The following is an 18,491-nucleotide window of genomic DNA, read 5'->3' on the forward strand; positions in this document are numbered from 1 at the left end:
TTGTTGTTGTAATAAGCTGCAACATTACGGTGTATTTCTCTTACTCCACTTATTGTCATCCTCTCAAAAAATGAGATACATGTAGTGAGTGACTCCTATTCCAGTTTCATTCTTAACAACAAAGCGGTGTTAATTACAGATATAAGGTTATCGTTTCTGGCAGGTCACCGCTTTGTTACCGAAGTAACAATTCAGGGTTTAAGCAAAGTAAAACTCACTACTAAGCTTCAGCCAAAAGTCCCATATCGAAGAGGCTTAAACTAAAATAAAATGAAATAATTCTGTAACAAGCAATAAACCCAATGAAAACCCAGACACATATAGTAAATGGAATTTACGATACTGAAAAAATGTACCTCACGATTGGTAAAGACTCAGTAGAGAAGCATTTTAAGCCTTACCGAAAATACATTAGCCGTTATAACATCGAGAAAGAGTCATTAGTTAGGCTTCAAAATATTAATGGTATCCCCAATTTAATCGACAGTGATGATGGTAAAAAAACGCTGGTGATGTCAAAGATTTCAGGTAAAACCCCTGCCCAATTAAACCGTGATAACTTAAAAGATTTGATTGTCATAGTGAACAAAATGCTCGATGCAGGTGTTGCCCGTCACGCATTACCCATAAGAGACATCATTGTTGATGATCAGAACAAATTAGGCTTAGTAGACTTCGAACGCTCGACTTTACGTGGCTCAATCATCCGCCTTGATTGGTATGTGGCCAAAAAAGTCACTCACTACCATTTATATCGATTAATTGCTCAATTCCAGCCTGATTTACTCTCTAGCAAACAAGCCTTAAAGCTTAATTTTGTCACTAAAGTCAGACAAGTATTTAAGCGATAACGGGGTAACACTGCTAATATAAGTCATGACCCAAAAACAACTATTATAAAGTATTACAATACCTTACAGTTTCTTCAAACCTATAGAGATACAAATCACCAGTTAGTCTTATTGTGGTTAATTATTAATCATAATATAAATTCAATTAGCCCCTGAAAAGCAAATAGCTAAGGTAGCCACTTTAGCTATTTGTGAGTACCAAAGAAAAATGATGATATCCGAAACCATAAACTCACTATGGTAAAGCTTGCCGATTTACCTATTTTTTGACCTTAAAAATGGTCACCTAATGAAACAATAGGTGGTTCGACAATTTCTAAGGAGAGAAAAATGTCCAATAAACTAATAGCCCTACTCATCTCAAGTTTACTGTTGGGTTGCGGTGGTAGCGATGACCCTGAAACTCCAACACCTGAACCTGAAATACCCCAGCCTGAAGAAGAAACGCCAGCTCCTACGGCGATTGAGGGGATAATTATCGATAGTGCAGTCATTGGTATTGGTTACCGAACAGAGACTCAAACTGGCGTGACCGACGATGAAGGCAGATACAAGTATATAGAAGGCGAAAGCGTCACTTTCTTTATCGGCGACCTAACCTTCCCTGCAACACCAGCATCAGGAATTGTCACCCCTTTCAATATTGCGGCATCTGAAAGTGTTGATGACAATCAAGTAGTAAACATCGCAAGGTTGCTACAAACGCTTGACCAAGATGGCGATACTTCCAATGGGATTACCATTACCGATACCGCTATCGCAACAGCTGAACCGGTTGATTTTAATTTAAGCACAGATGAATTTGCCGACGATCCTGCGGTTAAAACCACTATTGAAAATGGCGGTCAAGATACCGCTGTAACAGACTTAATTGATGCAGACGATGCTGTCGACCACTTAACCGAACAAGTTGCGGCGAATGGCGTTCAGGTTGGTATCACAGGCACTTGGCATTATCCAGATGACGATAATGATTTACTCACGTTAGTGTTCTTTAACGACGGCACCTATGCGCATTTTGAAGTTGACTCAGAGGATGAAGAGGAAGAGTCAGGAATGGAATGGGGAATGTACAGCCGTGACAGCGAAACCAACCGTGTTATTGCCAGTCAAACATTTGATGAAAATGGCGATACAGGCCTAACTGATTTTACTGACGTAGATGGTGCACCTTTATTATTTGCCGAAGTTATGGAAGAACAATTAGTCCTTTCAATCGACGAAGATGCCAATGACTCAATTGATGAAACACTTAATTTTGATAAGCAAGGCAGCGAGGGCGTTGTCGGCACTTGGTTAGTAATAGCAACCGATGATCAACCCGGTGATGAAAATGACTTGTTGATGTTGTTATTTAACGATGATGGAACATACATTCATGCAGAAATAGACCTAGATGGTGCGGCCGAAGAGTCAGGCATGGAATGGGGAACCTACAGTATCGATAGTGAAAGCAATATGGTCACAGTAACCCAAACGTTTGATAGTAATGGAGACACTGGGTTAACTGACTTTGTCGGTGAAGATGGGCCTTCCCTATCAATGTCGGCACAAGGCAATACATTGCTTTTATATATCGACGAAGATGGTGATGGCGACGTTGATACTCAGATGTTATTCCAGCGTCAATAAACAATGTACACAAGCTAACTCAGTAGATTCAATCTACACCTTTAAGAATGCGCAATACACGCCATGCTTGAATCTGCTGAGTTTTATTACCCCACCATAACTAAGGCTTTATCATTACGAGTTAATCAATAACGACACATTAATTGGTCGTTAGTAGCGAATACACATGCAATAAACTCAAGTAGCCATTCTTAAAAAATAATTCTTTAGGGAAGCAAGGGGTTTTGCTTCCCTCCTTATCTAATAAACTGCTAAAAATGATACCTAACGCCACCAATAGCCTCTAATTCTACTTTGACATCATCAATTAGGTACAATGTAGGTTGCGCTTCGATGAAAAAAGTAAACCGTTCTACTTTAGTGTGAGCACCAAATACCGCTCTTGCGCCCAATTTAATATCATCATTTTTTTTATCAGCAATCTTGCCGCCCACGCCCCAATAAAAATGTGGGTGGTCCTTAAAATTAAATGTTTTATCTAAGGTAAATGAAAAGTCATCAAAACCCACCCCAAACTTATACTCATTCATTTTGACATTAATGCCTGAGTCGCTACCTACCATTAAACCGACCTCAGGCGCAGCATTGGCCTTAGGTGTAATAATAAGCAGAGAAAGCATGATTGAAACAAAGACGGTGACAAACTTCATGATGGACCTTGTTAGAAAATAAAAGGCGACATCCTAGCGAGTTTGCTTTTAAGAGTAAATTTGACGAGTAACATTGGGACATTTTAAACAAATAACGCGAGTAAAGCGCCAGTATACATAACGATTTCATAGCGAATTTGCATCATGTGTTTCAATGCTAGGCAAAATAACACACAATAAAATTAAGGCGTATATGAAGCATGGATGCCAAAGTAGCATCCGGGTCGGAACCTATTCAAACTCGTCAGTAAATCATGAACAAGTCCCGATTATCTTACTTCAAGATAATTTCTCGCATTCTATACTCCCCTGTTAAGGTTCTCACTTCGGGGTATTTGGCAGAGATTTCGTTAGACATTTTTTCATCCGAATCACTCCATTTCTGCATAAATTGTTTGTACTTCTCCTTATTGGGTTCAATATCAGCTGCATTGTCAAAAGTCACCACCAGCAACATATTAAAGTCACCACTGGTTGCCAGATCGCTGCCGTATATTTTCCAATCTTTAATAAAGCCAAGCTCCTTTTGAATATTAACTGCTTTAACCCAGCTACTGCGTAAACCCGCTAAGTAAATATCACCCATATTGGGATCCACTTTTACCGTGGTCATCATCATGATTTCGCTGCCGAGATCGTAATCTTCATATACTTCTAATCTATCCTTTGAAAATACAGAACTACTAAATAAAACACATAATGCAATTATTAAGGTCTTGTTCATGTCGTTCACTCCTAATTGTTAACTTAATCCACTGGTCACTTTTTAACCAAATTAAGCTTTAAGAGTATAGTCGAAAGGGTTATAAAAGCAGGAAAAATATAAACCTGAAAGTTATCAGTTCATTAGCGCTGAATATAAAAAAGAATAAAGAAATAAGTCAGTCTAAAGTTATACAAACGACTGAGATTAAAGGATAAAAACCGCACATAAAAAAAGAAATAAAAATGGTTATAGAAGTACCTTTAACGTATTTAAAGTAAAACACCGCCCGAAGAGCGGGTTTTCACCGCTCAAAAACGTATCACTTTAGACTTACATAAAAAGAGTTGTTAATTAAGCATCTTTAGCGGGGCTGCAGTAAATAACCCCTGAATTTTCGGTGTGATACTAATAAGTTGATTGGTCACTAAACTCATGCTGTAACCCAGCATGGCGCCCAATAATAATGGCGGTAGAATAGCTGCTAAATCAGCGCCTAATGCAAATGTAATACAGCAGCCAATAAACGCACCTGGGATAAACGCCAGTTTTTGATAACTCGCCTGTAAACACATCGCAGCAGTGGCAACACCGGTAAATGCGTAACCTACCATCGGTGAAATAAAGAACCCACTCCCCGAGATAATAAGCCAACCCCAAAAAACACCTGACAGATTCGTACTCATGGCCATCAGCATTCCTTTAAGGCCAGTTTCTGTTTGAGCAAAAAAAGTGCTACAGCTTAAAAAACCAACCCAAGTCACTAACTGGAAAACATCGGCAACCCCAGCCCATAGCGCTGCGAGTAGACCTGCTGATATTGCTATTTGCCAACGATGTTCCATATTGCCCTCTCGAATGTTACCAAAATAAAACGTAGAGTTTATAAAATAATACAATCAACACGTAATCTACGCTATTTAGCGATGAAACAAAAGTGATCTAGAACAGATTAATGAGCAAAAAACAGTCAACCAAAGCGATAAAGCTGCCAATACATTAAATATTACTAATTCAAGATACACTTAGTATTAAGGATTTTTATCCTCCTCAATGAAGTAAATCTGTAAATCTATCGACAAAAACCATAACACTTGTCACTTCCAAACAAGCTAAAACCATTCATAAACGAACTATTTAAGTGATACCGTTCAAATTTTTACTACAAGAACACCGAGTTTATGTAGCTAATTGTATTTTCTTGCGAGAGCTATCATTTTCTATTCTTTGACTCCTCTAGTCTGATATTCAACAAGTCATCAACAGCAAAGCTGCCTTATTGGACTCAACAAAACCAATAGTCATGACAATAATTTGAGGAACGCCTATGAAAAACTACCTATCAAACTCAAGATTAAATCTTGCGACAAATAGTCTTGACTGGGTCATGGGACACACCATCAAACAATCGCTAAGTCTTAAAGATGCAGTGCCTTTAGATGGGATTCAGCAATTAGCGGTACCAGAAAAACCGATTGAGACCTTATACATTCACATTCCTTTTTGTCATACATTGTGTCGATTTTGCTCGTTCCACAAAATTAAGTTTAATGAAGGCGTCGCTAAAACTTATTTTAAAGCCCTAAGACAAGAAATTCGCACAGTAATTGCACAAGGATACCGATTTAATCGAGTGTATATTGGCGGCGGCACGACCACGATTTTAGAAGATGAATTAATCAAAACTATCGAACTGATTAAATCTATTACCACGATAAGAGAAGTCTCTTGCGAGAGCGATCCGATATACTTTAAAGAAGGTAATCCACATTTACTTAAAGGATTAGTGGATCGCATGTCTATTGGGGTACAAAGCTTTGATGACAAGATTTTAAAAGCCAGTGGTCGATTTGAAAAATTTGGTAGTGGATTACAACAAGCCGAATACGTTAACCGTGCGATTGAAGTAATACCAACGGTTAATCTCGATATGATGTACGGCTTTAAAATGCAGACCCCAGAGACTGTAGCCAATGATTTAGCCCAAACAATTCGTCTCAGCCCAGATCAAATCACCACTTATCCGCTTACCGTAGGCATTGGTCAAAACCGTAAAAAAGCGGGTTGCCTTGCTGGCCAACCCGAAGAACTTTGGCCACAATTTTTAGCGGTAAAAGAAGCACTGGCTGAGCGATATATTATGGAATTCCCATGGACTTTCAGTCGTAACTTTGGCCAACCCGTTGAAAATAAGTATGTATTAGATGGCGAAGATTGTTTCGGTGTTGGCTCTGGTGCTTTCGGGCGTTTTGGCGAGCAGTTCAGGATCTCAAGCTTTGATATCCCAGACTATATTGAGCGTATCCAATCTAATCAAACCGGAACCAGCTACACCAAACCATTAGATAACAAAGCATTATTACAACATCATTTAATGATGATGATGGGGCATGGACTATTGGATAACGCCCAATTTAAAGCACATACGGGTAAAACATTGTGGCAAGCGTTCCCACTTGAGATGAGTTATTTGATTTCAGCAGGCGCACTGAATAAACAAGGCAGTAACTATGTGACCACACCAGCAGGTCAATTTATTGGTTTGAAAATGTTCTCAGGCTTTTTAGCTGGGATGGACTTCTTACGTGAACAAGCAAGAGAACTGCCCTTATCAATAAAATCTGACAGCGAAGCATCTGCTAATAACAGCATCGCTAATGAAACAAAAACAGATTCAGGCATTATTGTTTAATACAGGCTCTGCGGCTTACTATTTAAGTCGCAGAGCAAACATCCCTTAAATTTGCTAAGACTTAATTAGCTTATAAAAGGATAACTAAACGGTATTACGGCGTAAGGATATATTCTATGGCTTGAGCTAGTTTAGGCGAGTCAGGGTCGGACACTTGTGTCACCCACACCACTTCCCCACTTCGGTTTATAAATACGGTAGTTGGTGTACTTTTAACGCCATATAAGTCGGCCACACTGTCACCATTTATCAGCGTTTGCATCTCTATCCCTCGGCTTTTTAACACGCTCTGCGGTTGTGCGCCCTTATCTTCACGAAAACTAATCGCTATCATCTCTAAATCAGTATCTTGATAAGTTTGCCGTAATCTTTCTAAACCAGGTTGCAGCTTTTTGCAGTAAGGACACCAAGTCGCCCAAAAGTGAATGACAACGGGCTTGCCAACAGTCGATTCAAGTGACCATTGTTTGCCATTAGCATCAAACAGCGCAAAATCGGCGGCTTTGGGAAATTGATACCCTTTATCACCTTGCTCATCAGCGCCCCATGCTAGCGATGACAATAAAACACCTTGTATAACTGCCGCAGCGAATAGTAACCATTTGGCGAGTTTTATATGGTCACCGTTATGGTGAATATCAATCACATTCATACAGACAAACCTCGGAAATATTAAGAATGATTTAACGCAAATGTCATCTAAATTCTGTCTTAAACGCTCTCTTAAATTCGGCCTTTAATTCGGCCTTGCTTAAGCACTTATATACAGACCGAGCTACCCGCTTATTGCTTTCATCACTATTCATTTTTAACTGAGCTTGTCACAGAAATCATGTTCGTTTATCCAAGTCAACAGCCATTTTACAAACTGGTCTAATCAGGTTACCTTGGCATAAAAGGTAAATGGAGTTCACATGCCGACATTGACTGACTGGCAACAAGATAGCTATTTTCAGCAATTTTCTTTTGCCAAAGAAGCTGACTATTCTATTTTCGTAAAACATGCAGGAGATACCAATAATCCCGCGTTATTACTGATTCATGGCTTTCCCACCAGCAGTTATGATTGGCAGCCTATATGGCAAAGTCTCAGCGCTCAGTTTCATGTCATTACCTTAGATATGATTGGCTTTGGATTATCAGATAAACCCACCCAATTTCACTATTCGTTCGCCGCTCAAGCCAATTTAATCGAGCAACTACTCGCGTCACTCAAGATAACTAATGTGCATATTTTGTCTCATGATTATGGCAACACAGTCACACAAGAGTTACTGGCGAGGCAACAGCACAATCAACCCAATTATCGAATACTGAGCACAGTGTTATTAAACGGCGGTATTTTCCCTGAAGTGATTCACCCAATTCTTATCCAAAGATTGTTATTAAGCCCACTCGGCTTTTTAGTCGCTAAAGGAATGGGATTCAAAGCATTTAAACGTAACTTTGATACCATTTGCACAATCAACATTTCAGAAAGCGAACTACAAAAACATTGGCAATTGATTAAACATCATCAAGGTGAGCGAGTGTTTCATAAGCTTATTCAATACATGAAAGAGCGAAAGGTGAATCGTGACCGTTGGGTCAATGCGCTTATTGATAACCCAACGCCGATGCGCTTCATTAATGGACTAGATGATCCTATTTCTGGCCAAGATATGCTTGAGCGATATGAAACTCTGATTGATACTCCAGATGCTATCAGCCTGCATGATGTTGGTCATTACCCTCAACTAGAAGCGCCAAGTCTAGTATTGAAGCATGCAATGGCATTCTGGCAGCGCCACCAAATTATTGGTTAATCTGCGTTAATAAAACCAAGCAATGCATGAAGGATAATGGCGCTCAAGCAACACAAATTATTACCGCTTAAATTAACTGAGTTTTTACTCAAAGTTCGCTAAAGTAGACTAAGTTATAACCAGTCGCTGAAAAACTTATTCAATAATTAATAACAACCACGACGACTCTACAACCACAACTATGGTGCGAAAAAACGCAAAAAACAAAGGACCGTATTATGCCGATTTATCAAGCCCCACTGCGTGATTACCAATTTATCCTATCTGAGCTGCTATCTATCTATGATCAAACCGAACTCGCAGGCTTTGATGAAATAGACCCAGAGCTAACCGACGCTATTTTGCAAGGCGTCGCCGATTTCACCACCGACATCATGTTACCTTTAAATGCCTCAGGCGATCTTGAAGGATGCCAACTTAAAGATGGCAACGTCATTACGCCTAAAGGTTTTAAAGAGGCTTACCAACAATACATTGATGATGGCTGGGCTACGCTCACCTGCGATCCTGAATATGGCGGTCAAGGCTTACCTGAAGTCATTGGCACCTTTGCCACCGAAATGAAAACCGCCACCAATATGGCTTTTGCCATGTATCCTGGGTTAACCCATGGCGCTTATTCAGCCATCCATGTCCATGGAAGCGATGCACTGAAACAAAAATATTTAGCAAAATTAGTCAGTGGCGAATGGACTGGAACCATGAACTTGACTGAATCCCATGCTGGAACCGATCTTGCCCTTCTTCGTACTAAAGCAACCCCCGTTGCTGATGGCAAATTTGCAATCAGTGGCGAGAAAATTTTCATTTCATCAGGGGATCATGACTTAGCTGAAAACATTGTCCATTTAGTTTTAGCCAAACTGCCTGATGCACCAGAAGGGGTGAAAGGTATTTCATTGTTCGCGGTGCCAAAGTTTCATGTAAACGATGACGGCAGCTTAGGTGAAGCCAATCAATTATGTGCCAGTGCGTTAGAGCACAAAATGGGGATTCATGGTAACTCAACCTGTGTCATGGTGTTTGATGGCGCTGTAGGAGAGTTGGTTGGCGAACCTCATCAAGGTCTAAAAGCCATGTTTACTATGATGAACCAAGCTCGCCTTGGCGTTGGTATTCAGGGCTTAGGCGTATCTGACATCGCTTATCAAAATGCGCTGGTTTATGCTAAAGAGCGCATTCAAGGCCGAGCGCTTTCTGGAGTTAAACAGCCACAACAAACTGCCGACTCGATTATAGTTCACGGTGATGTGCGTCGTATGTTGTTATCTCAAAAGTCATTCAATGAAGGAACGCGTGCATTAATGGGCCAACAGGCTTTATGGCTTGATCAGGCAGAGCGACACAGCGATCCCGTAAAAGCTAAACAAGCTGCTGCGCTTGCAGCCCTTTTTACGCCAATCGTAAAAGGGTTTGTGACCGATCAAGGCTTTAAAGCTTGTGTTGATGCTCAGCAGATCTATGGCGGACACGGCTATATTAATGAATGGGGTATGGAACAATTTGTACGTGATATTCGAATTGCGATGATTTATGAAGGCACAAATGGCGTACAAGCACTCGATCTTGTTGGGCGTAAATTATTATCAGATAAAGGCGCAACACTGACATTATGGTCAGATATGGTTAAAAGCTTTATTGGTGAGCATAGTAATCATGACACGATGAAACCTTACCTTGCAGGGTTAATGGATGCAGCCACGGATTTAGAAAAAGCCACAGGCTTTATTGCACAGTCAGCGGCTAAAAATCCCGATATGATTGGTGCAGCCTCAATGCCATATATGCAGTTATTTGGCATTAGTGCCCTTGCATGGATGTGGGCACGAATTGCAGCGACGTCAATTGCCGCCCTTGATGCAGGTACAGATGAGTCTGATTTTTATCAAGCTAAGTTAAATACAGCCGAGTTTTATATGCGATATTGGGGATGCCAAACGCGCAGTTTACGCAAGCAAGTCGAAATGAGCAGCGCGCAAATTGCAACCTTTGATGAAGCCGATTTTTAGTCTGACTTAATTCTATGTGAGCTATAAAAAAACAGCGCCTTTAGGCGCTGTTTTTGTGTTTCTGGAAATAACCTTTAATGACTAATCCCAGATGAATTCTCTAAAATGCTTACGACACACTGACTCGTAGCTTTCATTACCACCAATAGCAACCTGCTCACCTTCACGCATAGGTTTTCCATTACCATCAAGGCGAACGACCATATTGGCTTTGCGACCACAGTGACAAATGGTTTTTAACTCAACCAATTTATCTGCCCAGGCGAGTAGATATTGACTACCGCTGAACAGCTCCCCTTGGAAATCCGTTTTCAGGCCGTAACACAATACTGGGATATCAAGGTTATCCACCACATGAGTTAATTGCTTCACTTGTTCTTTACTTAAAAACTGGGATTCATCAATTAAAATGCAGTGTAATTGCTGAGATTCAAGCTCAGCTTCAATCATGGTCGATAAATTATCGTTTGCTCCAAATACTTGAGCATCTGTTTCAATCCCTATTCTAGACGCCACTTTTCCAACACCGTATCTGTCATCAATTGACGCTGTCATAACAAGCGTATTCATGCCACGTTCACGGTAGTTATAAGATGATTGGAGAAGCGAAGTTGATTTGCCGGCATTCATTGCCGAATAATAGAAATAGAGTTGTGCCAAAACAGAAGATCCTTATTGTTATAATCGAGGTTAGTCTACCATTGAATCGATTTAGAGATAAGGCATGTGAGGATTAAATAGCGTGAACTTGCTAGCACTATTCCTTGATGATGAATCCCCTTTATCATCACAGTTAATTTGCTTTTCCTTTTGATGGTTAACTCCCCTCCTCCTTATCCGTTTCTCAAGAGAATATCGCACAAAGCCAAAGCATGACTGATGATAAGAATGTATTCCAAACAAGCATCTATTAACATAATTTACATTTTGCAATAAATTAGATCACAGTTTTCAAGCTCACTACCAGCACAACATATACAGGCATCACGAAACGACAAAATCTTCATATACGATTAAGAAACAATTGATAAATTGCATAAACAATTATAATTAAGGAAGTAGAAACACAATGCATAAAACAATTGTCGCTGCCGCGATTGCTGCAACATTCGCATTAAGTGGTTGTAGTCATACTCAAACAGAAAACACCACTCAGGGCGCTCAAGTGCAAACTCAAAATCCATTGATGCAAGCAAGCGTACTCCAGTATCAAGCACCTGACTTTAGTCAGCTTAACAATGAGCATTTTCAGCCAGCGCTTGAGCTGGGAATTGAACAGCACCATCAAGAAATCCTCAAAATTGCTGCTAACCCTGCCTCACCGACATTTGAAAATACCATTGTCGCTATGGAAAAAAGCGGTGCATTACTCACTCGTACCTCAAGTATTTTCTATAACTTAACCGGCTCAAACAGCAACCCTGAATTACGTAAAGTACAAGGCATAATGGCGCCTAAGATGGCGGCACATTCAGACAATATTAATTTAAATCCGCAGTTATTCAGCCGTATTCAAGCAATTTATGATACTCGCAATAACAGCTCGTTAACTGCAGAAGAAGTTCGTTTAGTAGAGGTTTATCATCAGCGATTTGTGCTCGCTGGCGCCAAACTAACTGAAGCGCAAAAACAAAAGATTCGTGAATTAAATGAAGAGCAATCAACACTCACCAATGAGTTTGCACAACGACTGTTAAGACTCAGCAAGGAAATTGCAGTAAAAGTAGACGATGAAGCCCAACTGGCGGGGTTATCACAATCCGCTATTGCAGCAGCAAAAGCAGATGCTGAAGCGGCAGGACTTAAAGGCCAATATCTACTCAATATCACCAATACCACACGCCAACCGGTTTTAGCTCAACTAGATAACCGTGAGCTGCGTCAGCAAGTTTGGGAAGCGTCAGCAAATCGTGGCTTAACGGGTGACAACGAAACCGCTTCATTAGTCGCTCGTTTAGCGCAGCTTCGTGCTAAAAAAGCCAAACTACTTGGCTTTGACACTTGGTCTGATTACCGTTTAGCACCGCAAATGGCTAAAACGCCAGAAGCGGTTTACGACATGTTTGGCTCAATGGTGCCATCTGTGGTGGAAAACACTCAAAAAGAAGCCGCTGATATACAAGCCATGATAGATAAAACTGGCGGTAACTTTACCCTAGCACCATGGGACTGGGCATATTACGCAGAGTTAGTCCGTAAGGAAAAATATGACCTCGACTCAGCGTCTATCAAACCTTACTTTGAGTTCAATCGTGTTTTAGAAGATGGCGTATTCTTTACCCTAGAAGCATTGTACGGTGTTACGTTAAAGCCACGTCCAGACTTACCGGTTTATCACCCAGACGTAAAAGCTTACGAGATGTTTGATGAAGATGGCAGTAGCATGGCTATCTTCTATGCAGACTACTTTGCTCGTGAAGGTAAACGTGGTGGTGCGTGGATGAGCTCGTTTGTCGGTCAATCTGAGTTATTAAATCAAAAACCTGTCGTCGTAAATGTCATGAACATTAAAAAGGCGCCAGAAGGCCAGCCAACCTTTGTGAGCTACGATGAAGCGACGACCATGTTCCATGAAATGGGCCACGGTACTCACGGTATGTTCTCTAAAGTGAAATACCCATCTTTAGCAGGTACTGCTGTATCTCGTGATTTCGTTGAATTCCCTTCAACTTTTGAAGAGGACTGGGCTGCGCACCCTAAAGTACTTGCAAACTACGCTAAACACTACGATACAGGCAAACCTATTCCTGACGATTTACTGCAAAAGCTATTAGCTTCTCGAAGCTTTAACCAAGGCTTTGACACCTTAGAATACATGTCAGCTGCGCTACTTGATCTAGAATGGCATGCACTGGATGCTGACGCGCCGCTGCAAAATGTTGAAAGCTTTGAAGCTGCTGCGCTTAAAAAACATGGTGTCGACTTACCAGCAGTACCACCTCGTTACCGCTCAACTTACTTTGCTCATGCCTTCCCTGGGGGATATTCAGCTAGCTACTATGCATACATGTGGAGTGAAATTCTTGCTGCTGATGCCTTTGCTTATGTGCAAACTCAAGGCGGGCTGAATCGAGAAATCGGTATGAAGTTTAGAAAAACTATCCGTGAAGTCGGCAATAGCGTGCCGCCAATGGAAGCCTATCAAAACTTTAGAGGCCAAGCGCCTACCACTGACGGCTTATTAGAGCGCCGTGGCTTAAAGTAACTTAGCTCTGATTAACGAGCAAAAAATGCCACTCAATTGAGTGGCATTTTTATTGTTAGATTTTAGCCTAAACTGGGATCTGACTTTAACAAGTCGAGCTCTTATTAAGTCACAAACTAAATCCAAGTGCTTAGGACTACTTAGTGGCTATTTTTAGTCCTAAGATTGCTAATACGAACAATACAGAACACGTAATAAAGCCCATCGCAACAGAACCAGAGAAACCAAGCACGGTATAACCCACAATACTGATAACCGCTACGATTATCGCGTAAGGCAATTGTGTCATAACGTGGTCAAGATGGTGACAGCTCGCTCCTGTCGAAGACAAGATAGTGGTATCAGAAATCGGTGAACAATGATCTCCAAATACCGCACCAGAAAGCACAGCGGCAAGCATTGGTAACATCATAGTGCTATCACTGCCCATCGCCATATCGGCAGCGATTGGTAACATAATACCAAATGTACCCCAGCTAGTGCCGGTTGAAAATGCGGTTAAACCAGCTAATAAAAATAGCACTGCAGGCAGTAATGCAAATGGAATATTACCCGTTGCCAAGCTCGCCATGTATTTGCCCGTTTCAAGCTCGCCAATCACTGACGCAATTGTCCAAGCAAATAACAAGATATAAATAGCTGGCAACATTGACTTAGCGCCAACTTTGATTCCAGTAAACATCATGCTGGTGCTAATTTTTTGCTGCATGGTTAATGCAATCGTCACCACTAAACCCACTAATGAGCCATAAAATAATGATTCGCTGACTTCAGTGTTTTCAAATGCACCTAAAACACTAAATGGTAAACCTTCACCCGCCAGCGCATCAGCACCGGTTGAAACCATAAAGTAAATAGTTGCAGCCACAAGCACAAAAATCGGCAGGAATAACCCCATGATTTTACCTGTATCAGCTTCTGGTAAATCAGCGGTCGCGCCTGGAGGTAACCCTTTGCTTTCGTCAAAGAGTTCGCCTTTTTGCGCATTACGCTCATGTTGGCGCATTGGGCCAATGTCTAAACCAAAGATAGCAACACACAATAAAAGTAATAGCGCAAAAATGGCATAAAAGTTCATCGGCACCATTTGTAAAAACACGCTTAAATGGCCGGTATCAGCAAAACCATGTGCCGTTAAAATACCGCCAATTAGGGCAATAATGTATGCCCCCCAGCTTGAGACTGGAGAGATAACACATACTGGTGCAGCAGTTGAATCTAACAAGTAGGCCAGTTTTGCACGTGAAATATGGTAGCGATCAGTAATAGGACGTGCGATTGAGCCAACCACGATACTGTTGAAGTAATCGTCGATAAATACCACACAACCTAAGAACATGGTCATGAGTTTGGCGTCACGTTTATTGCGAATACGTTGGTGTGCCCAATCAGCAAACGCACGTGCTGAACCACTCACGGTAATTAAAGCGGTGATCATCCCCAGCACTACCAAGAAGCCAATAATTTGTAAATTCCAGGCATTGAGTGCGCCGTCATCCCACACTAAACTGGTGACAGTACTCACTAAGTGGCTTGCAGCTCCAGTAAAAGAGAAATCAGTCAGCAATATCACGCCAGCAATAATACCTAAACCTAATGAAAGAAGTACTTTGCGTGTAACTACTGCTAATACAATTGCCACAACAGGAGGCAAAAGAGAGAGTGCCGAATCGGCATAACTTGTTATCATCATTTATATATTTTCTTCGTTGAGTACGAATGGAGGATAACTGATAAGGCAAGACATCGCATAAAGCGAAGACAAGAATCTTTTCAGTAGCACTCCACAGTAATATCGATATCAACATCGATATCCATTGTTTTATCCTCACGGATAAAAATTACTATGACAGTGCAGCCCCTTTCGGAAACTGCCCCAGCAAATGGTATTGATCGTACCGATTCACTTCGGCACCAAATCCTTTCAAATTAAGTTATTGGTATCAACCAACTTAACCATACTGATATTTGATGCGCCTCTACTTATGTATACGACAGTTTAAATGCTTTATAAAAGCTCACTGCCACGACACAAGACCATACAAACATAAGCACGAGGTTAATTACCAGATAAAACTAGCTTATCTTGTGAGAAATAACATCACAATCAAAAAACAACACAAGACGATATCGACACCGTAACGAATTGTTAGCAAGCGAGGAATTATCCATCAATTAACGACAGTGAGATTAATATGCTTAAAAAATCTGATTATTGAATTAATTCAGGTGTATTTATATCGTTCAATAGGTTTAGCAATGATAAAGCTGAAAAACAATGTCATTTAATACGCACTGACACTAAAACAAACTATCGAATAATCACGCCATAAACTGCGACCCAAAAAAAGGTTTTTGCCTAAAAGACAAAAACCTTTTTCTACAATCAGTTTATAATTACAAAGATTGAGTTAACTCTGGAATCGCATCAAATAAGTCAGCTTCAAGTCCATAATCAGCCACTTGGAAAATTGGCGCTTCAGGATCTTTATTGATAGCCACAATCACTTTAGAGTCTTTCATACCCGCTAAGTGTTGAATGGCGCCAGATATACCGACAGCGATATACAGATCAGGAGCAACAATTTTACCTGTTTGACCGACTTGCAAATCGTTAGGAACATAACCAGCATCAACAGCGGCACGTGAAGCGCCAACGGCAGCGGTTAGCTTGTCAGCTAATGCTTCTAGAATAGCAAAGTTCTCACCGCTACCCATGCCACGACCACCAGAAACAATCACTCCAGCGCTGCCTAATTCAGGGCGCTCAGATTCTGTGAGAGTTTGCGAAACAAAAACTGTCTTAGCTTCTGCAACAAAATCAACGTTAACCGCTTCAGCATTGCCATCGTTGCCTGCAGCATCAAATGCACTGGTACGAACCGTCATCACTTTTTTGTCATCTAAGCTTTGTACTGTCGCCAATGCAGAACCTGCATAAATAGGACGTACAAATGTGTCAGCACTCACCACATCTACGACTTCAGAAATTTGCGCAACATCTAATAATGCTGCCACACAAGGAAGAGTATCTTTACCTACACTGCTTGCAGCTGCTAGCACGTAATCGTAATCACTGGCGACATTAACAATTAACTTAGAGAGGTTTTCAGCCATTTGCGCTTCATAAGCAGCATTGTCAGCGACAAGGACTTTACTCACACCCGATAGTGCTTGTGCAGAAGCAACCACAGCACCAACATGACTACCAGCAACAAGCACATGGACATCGCCGCCAATTGCAGTTGCTGCACTAACGACTTTGGCCGTGTCTAATTTTAAACTTGCGTTATCGTGTTCTGCTAATACTAAAATAGCCATAATTAGATCACCTTCGCTTCATTTTTTAACTTTTCAACAAGTTCAGCCACCGAACTCACCATGACACCTGCTTGACGTTCTGCAGGTGGCGTCACTTTAATCACATTTTGATGTGCTTTAAGGCTTACACCCAAGTCATCAATAGATAAGGTTTCAAGTGGTTTACGCTTTGCTTTCATAATATTAGGTAATGAAGCATAACGAGGCTCATTTAAGCGTAAGTCCGCAGTCACCACCGCTGGTAACGGCATTTTTAATGTTTGTAACCCACCATCAACTTCACGAGTCACTTCAGCACTGTCAGCAGTTAATGTTAATTCAGAAGCAAATGTTGCTTGTGGCATATCAGTTAAAGCAGCAAGCATTTGGCCTGTCTGGTTATTGTCGCCATCAATTGATTGCTTACCAAAAATAATCACATCAGCTTGTTCTTTTTCTTGAACCGCTTTTAAAATTTTAGCAATTGATAACGGCACTAAATCTTCATCAGTCGTCACATGAATGGCACGGTCAGCACCCAAAGCCATTGAAGTACGTAACTGCTCTTGTACTGATTTGGCACCAATACTCACCACTACAACTTCTGTGACACTTCCCGCTTCTTTTAGTCTAACGGCTTCTTCTACCGCGATTTCACAAAATGGGTTCAAGGCCATTTTCAAATTAGCAGTATCAACATCTGTGTTATCAGCTTTTACTCTGACTTTCACATTGGCATCGACTACGCGCTTTACAGGCACCAATACTTTCATGGGATTTCCTTCTACACCTTCAATGTATGTGGATGGCACATTGGCTTCAGCCAATGCAATATGGCATAACTTTACGTCCTGTTAACGTTAACGTCAACCAAAGTCAAACACTTGTTTATATAATTTTTAGTTAAGAGACTGCTGATAAATAACTTATATATGCAAATAAAATATTACTTTTAGACTTAATTAACGCTTTTTAATTAAAATTTGCCTATTTAAAGGTTTTTTTATTTGATCCAATCAAATTTACTTTCTATTATTAAGAGCAATTCAAGTAACCGTGCTTTTTTTACTATCTTTTTTGTTTTAACAATTTAAATAGTCGCATCAATTTACACTCTAGTTTGATAACAATTAACCAATTTAGAGTATTGATAGGTATTATTTAATCATCACAGAATTACTTGAGATACTTATTAATTAAAATCATTAGGATGCACATTGATATGAGTGACTTTTTAGAAATTTTGACACATGGTCGTCGTTTTAAAGCTGCTGTAAAAGAGTTATCACTAGATGAATTACGTGAACTTTCTACTAAGCTTGAAAAAATCATTACAGAAAGAGAAGAAGACGAAAAAGCTGAATTAGAAGCCAATGCTGAGCGTAATGCCCGCATTGCTGAAATATTAGCTCAAATTGAAAATAGCGGTTTATCTATTGAAGATTTAGGTGAAGTAACAGCAAAACCTGCACCTAAAAAGCGTGCCCCACGCCCTGCTAAATATCAAATTGAAGTTGATGGCGAATTAATTCAATGGACTGGTCAAGGCCGCATGCCAACTGTATTTAAAAACCAAGTAGATAATGGTAAAACAATGGAAGACTTCTTAATTCCTGGTATGGAATAAGTCTTAATCTACGATAT

15 protein-coding genes and 1 riboswitch are annotated in these 18,491 nt (G+C 40.5%); of the genes, 7 read left to right on the forward strand and 8 right to left on the reverse strand.

The window, feature by feature from the left end; genetic code table 11:
• Nucleotides 1-302 precede the first annotated feature (302 nt).
• Together ACGEDC_RS01640 and ACGEDC_RS01645 are read left to right on the forward strand one after the other, a co-directional pair.
• Nucleotides 303-851 (forward strand): hypothetical protein, encoded by a 549-nt coding sequence (locus ACGEDC_RS01640; protein ID WP_394496041.1) that lies wholly within the window; start codon nucleotides 303-305, stop codon nucleotides 849-851.
• 330 nt (nucleotides 852-1,181) lie between these two features.
• Nucleotides 1,182-2,483 carry a hypothetical protein gene (locus ACGEDC_RS01645; protein WP_394496043.1) on the forward strand — a complete coding sequence of 434 codons (1,302 nt, stop codon included), beginning with the start codon at nucleotides 1,182-1,184 and terminating at the stop codon, nucleotides 2,481-2,483.
• Between the two features lie 251 nt (nucleotides 2,484-2,734).
• On the opposite strand, the gene ACGEDC_RS01650 is transcribed toward ACGEDC_RS01645, so the two are convergent.
• The 3 genes from ACGEDC_RS01650 to ACGEDC_RS01660 all read right to left on the reverse strand — a co-directional run bounded on the left by ACGEDC_RS01650 (nucleotide 2,735) and on the right by ACGEDC_RS01660 (nucleotide 4,681).
• Nucleotides 2,735-3,133 (reverse strand): hypothetical protein, encoded by a 399-nt coding sequence (locus ACGEDC_RS01650; protein WP_394496045.1) that lies wholly within the window; start codon nucleotides 3,131-3,133, stop codon nucleotides 2,735-2,737.
• A 274-nt stretch (nucleotides 3,134-3,407) separates the two neighbouring features.
• On the reverse strand, nucleotides 3,408-3,857 hold the full coding sequence (locus ACGEDC_RS01655; RefSeq protein WP_055026061.1) for a hypothetical protein: 450 nt from the start codon (nucleotides 3,855-3,857) through the stop codon (nucleotides 3,408-3,410).
• A gap of 329 nt (nucleotides 3,858-4,186) precedes the next feature.
• Nucleotides 4,187-4,681 carry a DUF1097 domain-containing protein gene (locus ACGEDC_RS01660; protein ID WP_394496048.1) on the reverse strand — a complete coding sequence of 165 codons (495 nt, stop codon included), beginning with the start codon at nucleotides 4,679-4,681 and terminating at the stop codon, nucleotides 4,187-4,189.
• Between the two features lie 482 nt (nucleotides 4,682-5,163).
• Here ACGEDC_RS01660 and ACGEDC_RS01665 point away from each other — a divergent pair, with 482 nt between their 5' ends.
• The gene (locus tag ACGEDC_RS01665; RefSeq protein ID WP_394496050.1) at nucleotides 5,164-6,528 is read left to right on the forward strand and encodes a coproporphyrinogen III oxidase family protein; all 1,365 of its coding nucleotides are present in this window, start codon (nucleotides 5,164-5,166) and stop codon (nucleotides 6,526-6,528) included.
• A 94-nt stretch (nucleotides 6,529-6,622) separates the two neighbouring features.
• Here ACGEDC_RS01665 and ACGEDC_RS01670 read toward each other — a convergent pair whose 3' ends face one another.
• On the reverse strand, nucleotides 6,623-7,180 hold the full coding sequence (locus tag ACGEDC_RS01670) for a TlpA family protein disulfide reductase (protein ID WP_394496052.1): 558 nt from the start codon (nucleotides 7,178-7,180) through the stop codon (nucleotides 6,623-6,625).
• A gap of 262 nt (nucleotides 7,181-7,442) precedes the next feature.
• On the opposite strand from ACGEDC_RS01670, the gene ACGEDC_RS01675 reads away from it, so the two are divergent.
• Nucleotides 7,443-8,333, forward strand: a complete 891-nt coding sequence (locus ACGEDC_RS01675) for an alpha/beta fold hydrolase (RefSeq protein WP_394496054.1) — start codon at nucleotides 7,443-7,445, stop codon at nucleotides 8,331-8,333.
• A gap of 218 nt (nucleotides 8,334-8,551) precedes the next feature.
• Nucleotides 8,552-10,342, forward strand: coding sequence for an acyl-CoA dehydrogenase C-terminal domain-containing protein (locus ACGEDC_RS01680; protein ID WP_394496056.1), 1,791 nt, complete (start codon nucleotides 8,552-8,554; stop codon nucleotides 10,340-10,342).
• A gap of 81 nt (nucleotides 10,343-10,423) precedes the next feature.
• Here the strand turns inward: ACGEDC_RS01680 and ACGEDC_RS01685 are convergent, their stop codons facing one another.
• Nucleotides 10,424-11,002, reverse strand: a complete 579-nt coding sequence (locus ACGEDC_RS01685) for a thymidine kinase (protein WP_055026057.1) — start codon at nucleotides 11,000-11,002, stop codon at nucleotides 10,424-10,426.
• Nucleotides 11,003-11,411: 409 nt separating this feature from the next.
• Between ACGEDC_RS01685 and ACGEDC_RS01690 the strand changes: the two genes are divergently transcribed.
• Nucleotides 11,412-13,547, forward strand: a complete 2,136-nt coding sequence (locus ACGEDC_RS01690; protein WP_394496058.1) for a M3 family metallopeptidase — start codon at nucleotides 11,412-11,414, stop codon at nucleotides 13,545-13,547.
• Between the two features lie 136 nt (nucleotides 13,548-13,683).
• On the opposite strand, the gene ACGEDC_RS01695 is transcribed toward ACGEDC_RS01690, so the two are convergent.
• From ACGEDC_RS01695 to ACGEDC_RS01705, 3 genes are all read right to left on the reverse strand, one after another.
• Entirely contained in the window at nucleotides 13,684-15,240 is a 1,557-nt protein-coding gene (locus ACGEDC_RS01695; RefSeq protein ID WP_055026055.1) for a Na+/H+ antiporter NhaC family protein, read from the reverse strand.
• 76 nt (nucleotides 15,241-15,316) lie between these two features.
• Nucleotides 15,317-15,537, reverse strand: a riboswitch (Lysine riboswitch).
• A gap of 407 nt (nucleotides 15,538-15,944) precedes the next feature.
• Nucleotides 15,945-16,868, reverse strand: a complete 924-nt coding sequence (locus ACGEDC_RS01700) for an electron transfer flavoprotein subunit alpha/FixB family protein (RefSeq protein WP_065108496.1) — start codon at nucleotides 16,866-16,868, stop codon at nucleotides 15,945-15,947.
• A 2-nt stretch (nucleotides 16,869-16,870) separates the two neighbouring features.
• A complete protein-coding gene (locus ACGEDC_RS01705; protein WP_055026053.1) occupies nucleotides 16,871-17,620 on the reverse strand; it encodes an electron transfer flavoprotein subunit beta/FixA family protein in 750 nt (249 codons plus the stop codon).
• 449 nt (nucleotides 17,621-18,069) lie between these two features.
• Here ACGEDC_RS01705 and ACGEDC_RS01710 point away from each other — a divergent pair, with 449 nt between their 5' ends.
• Nucleotides 18,070-18,474, forward strand: a complete 405-nt coding sequence (locus tag ACGEDC_RS01710) for an H-NS family nucleoid-associated regulatory protein (RefSeq protein WP_055026052.1) — start codon at nucleotides 18,070-18,072, stop codon at nucleotides 18,472-18,474.
• Nucleotides 18,475-18,491 lie beyond the last annotated feature (17 nt).

The sequence above is a fragment of the Shewanella sp. ENK2 genome (assembly GCF_043568515.1).
Lineage (GTDB): Bacteria > Pseudomonadota > Gammaproteobacteria > Enterobacterales > Shewanellaceae > Shewanella > Shewanella japonica.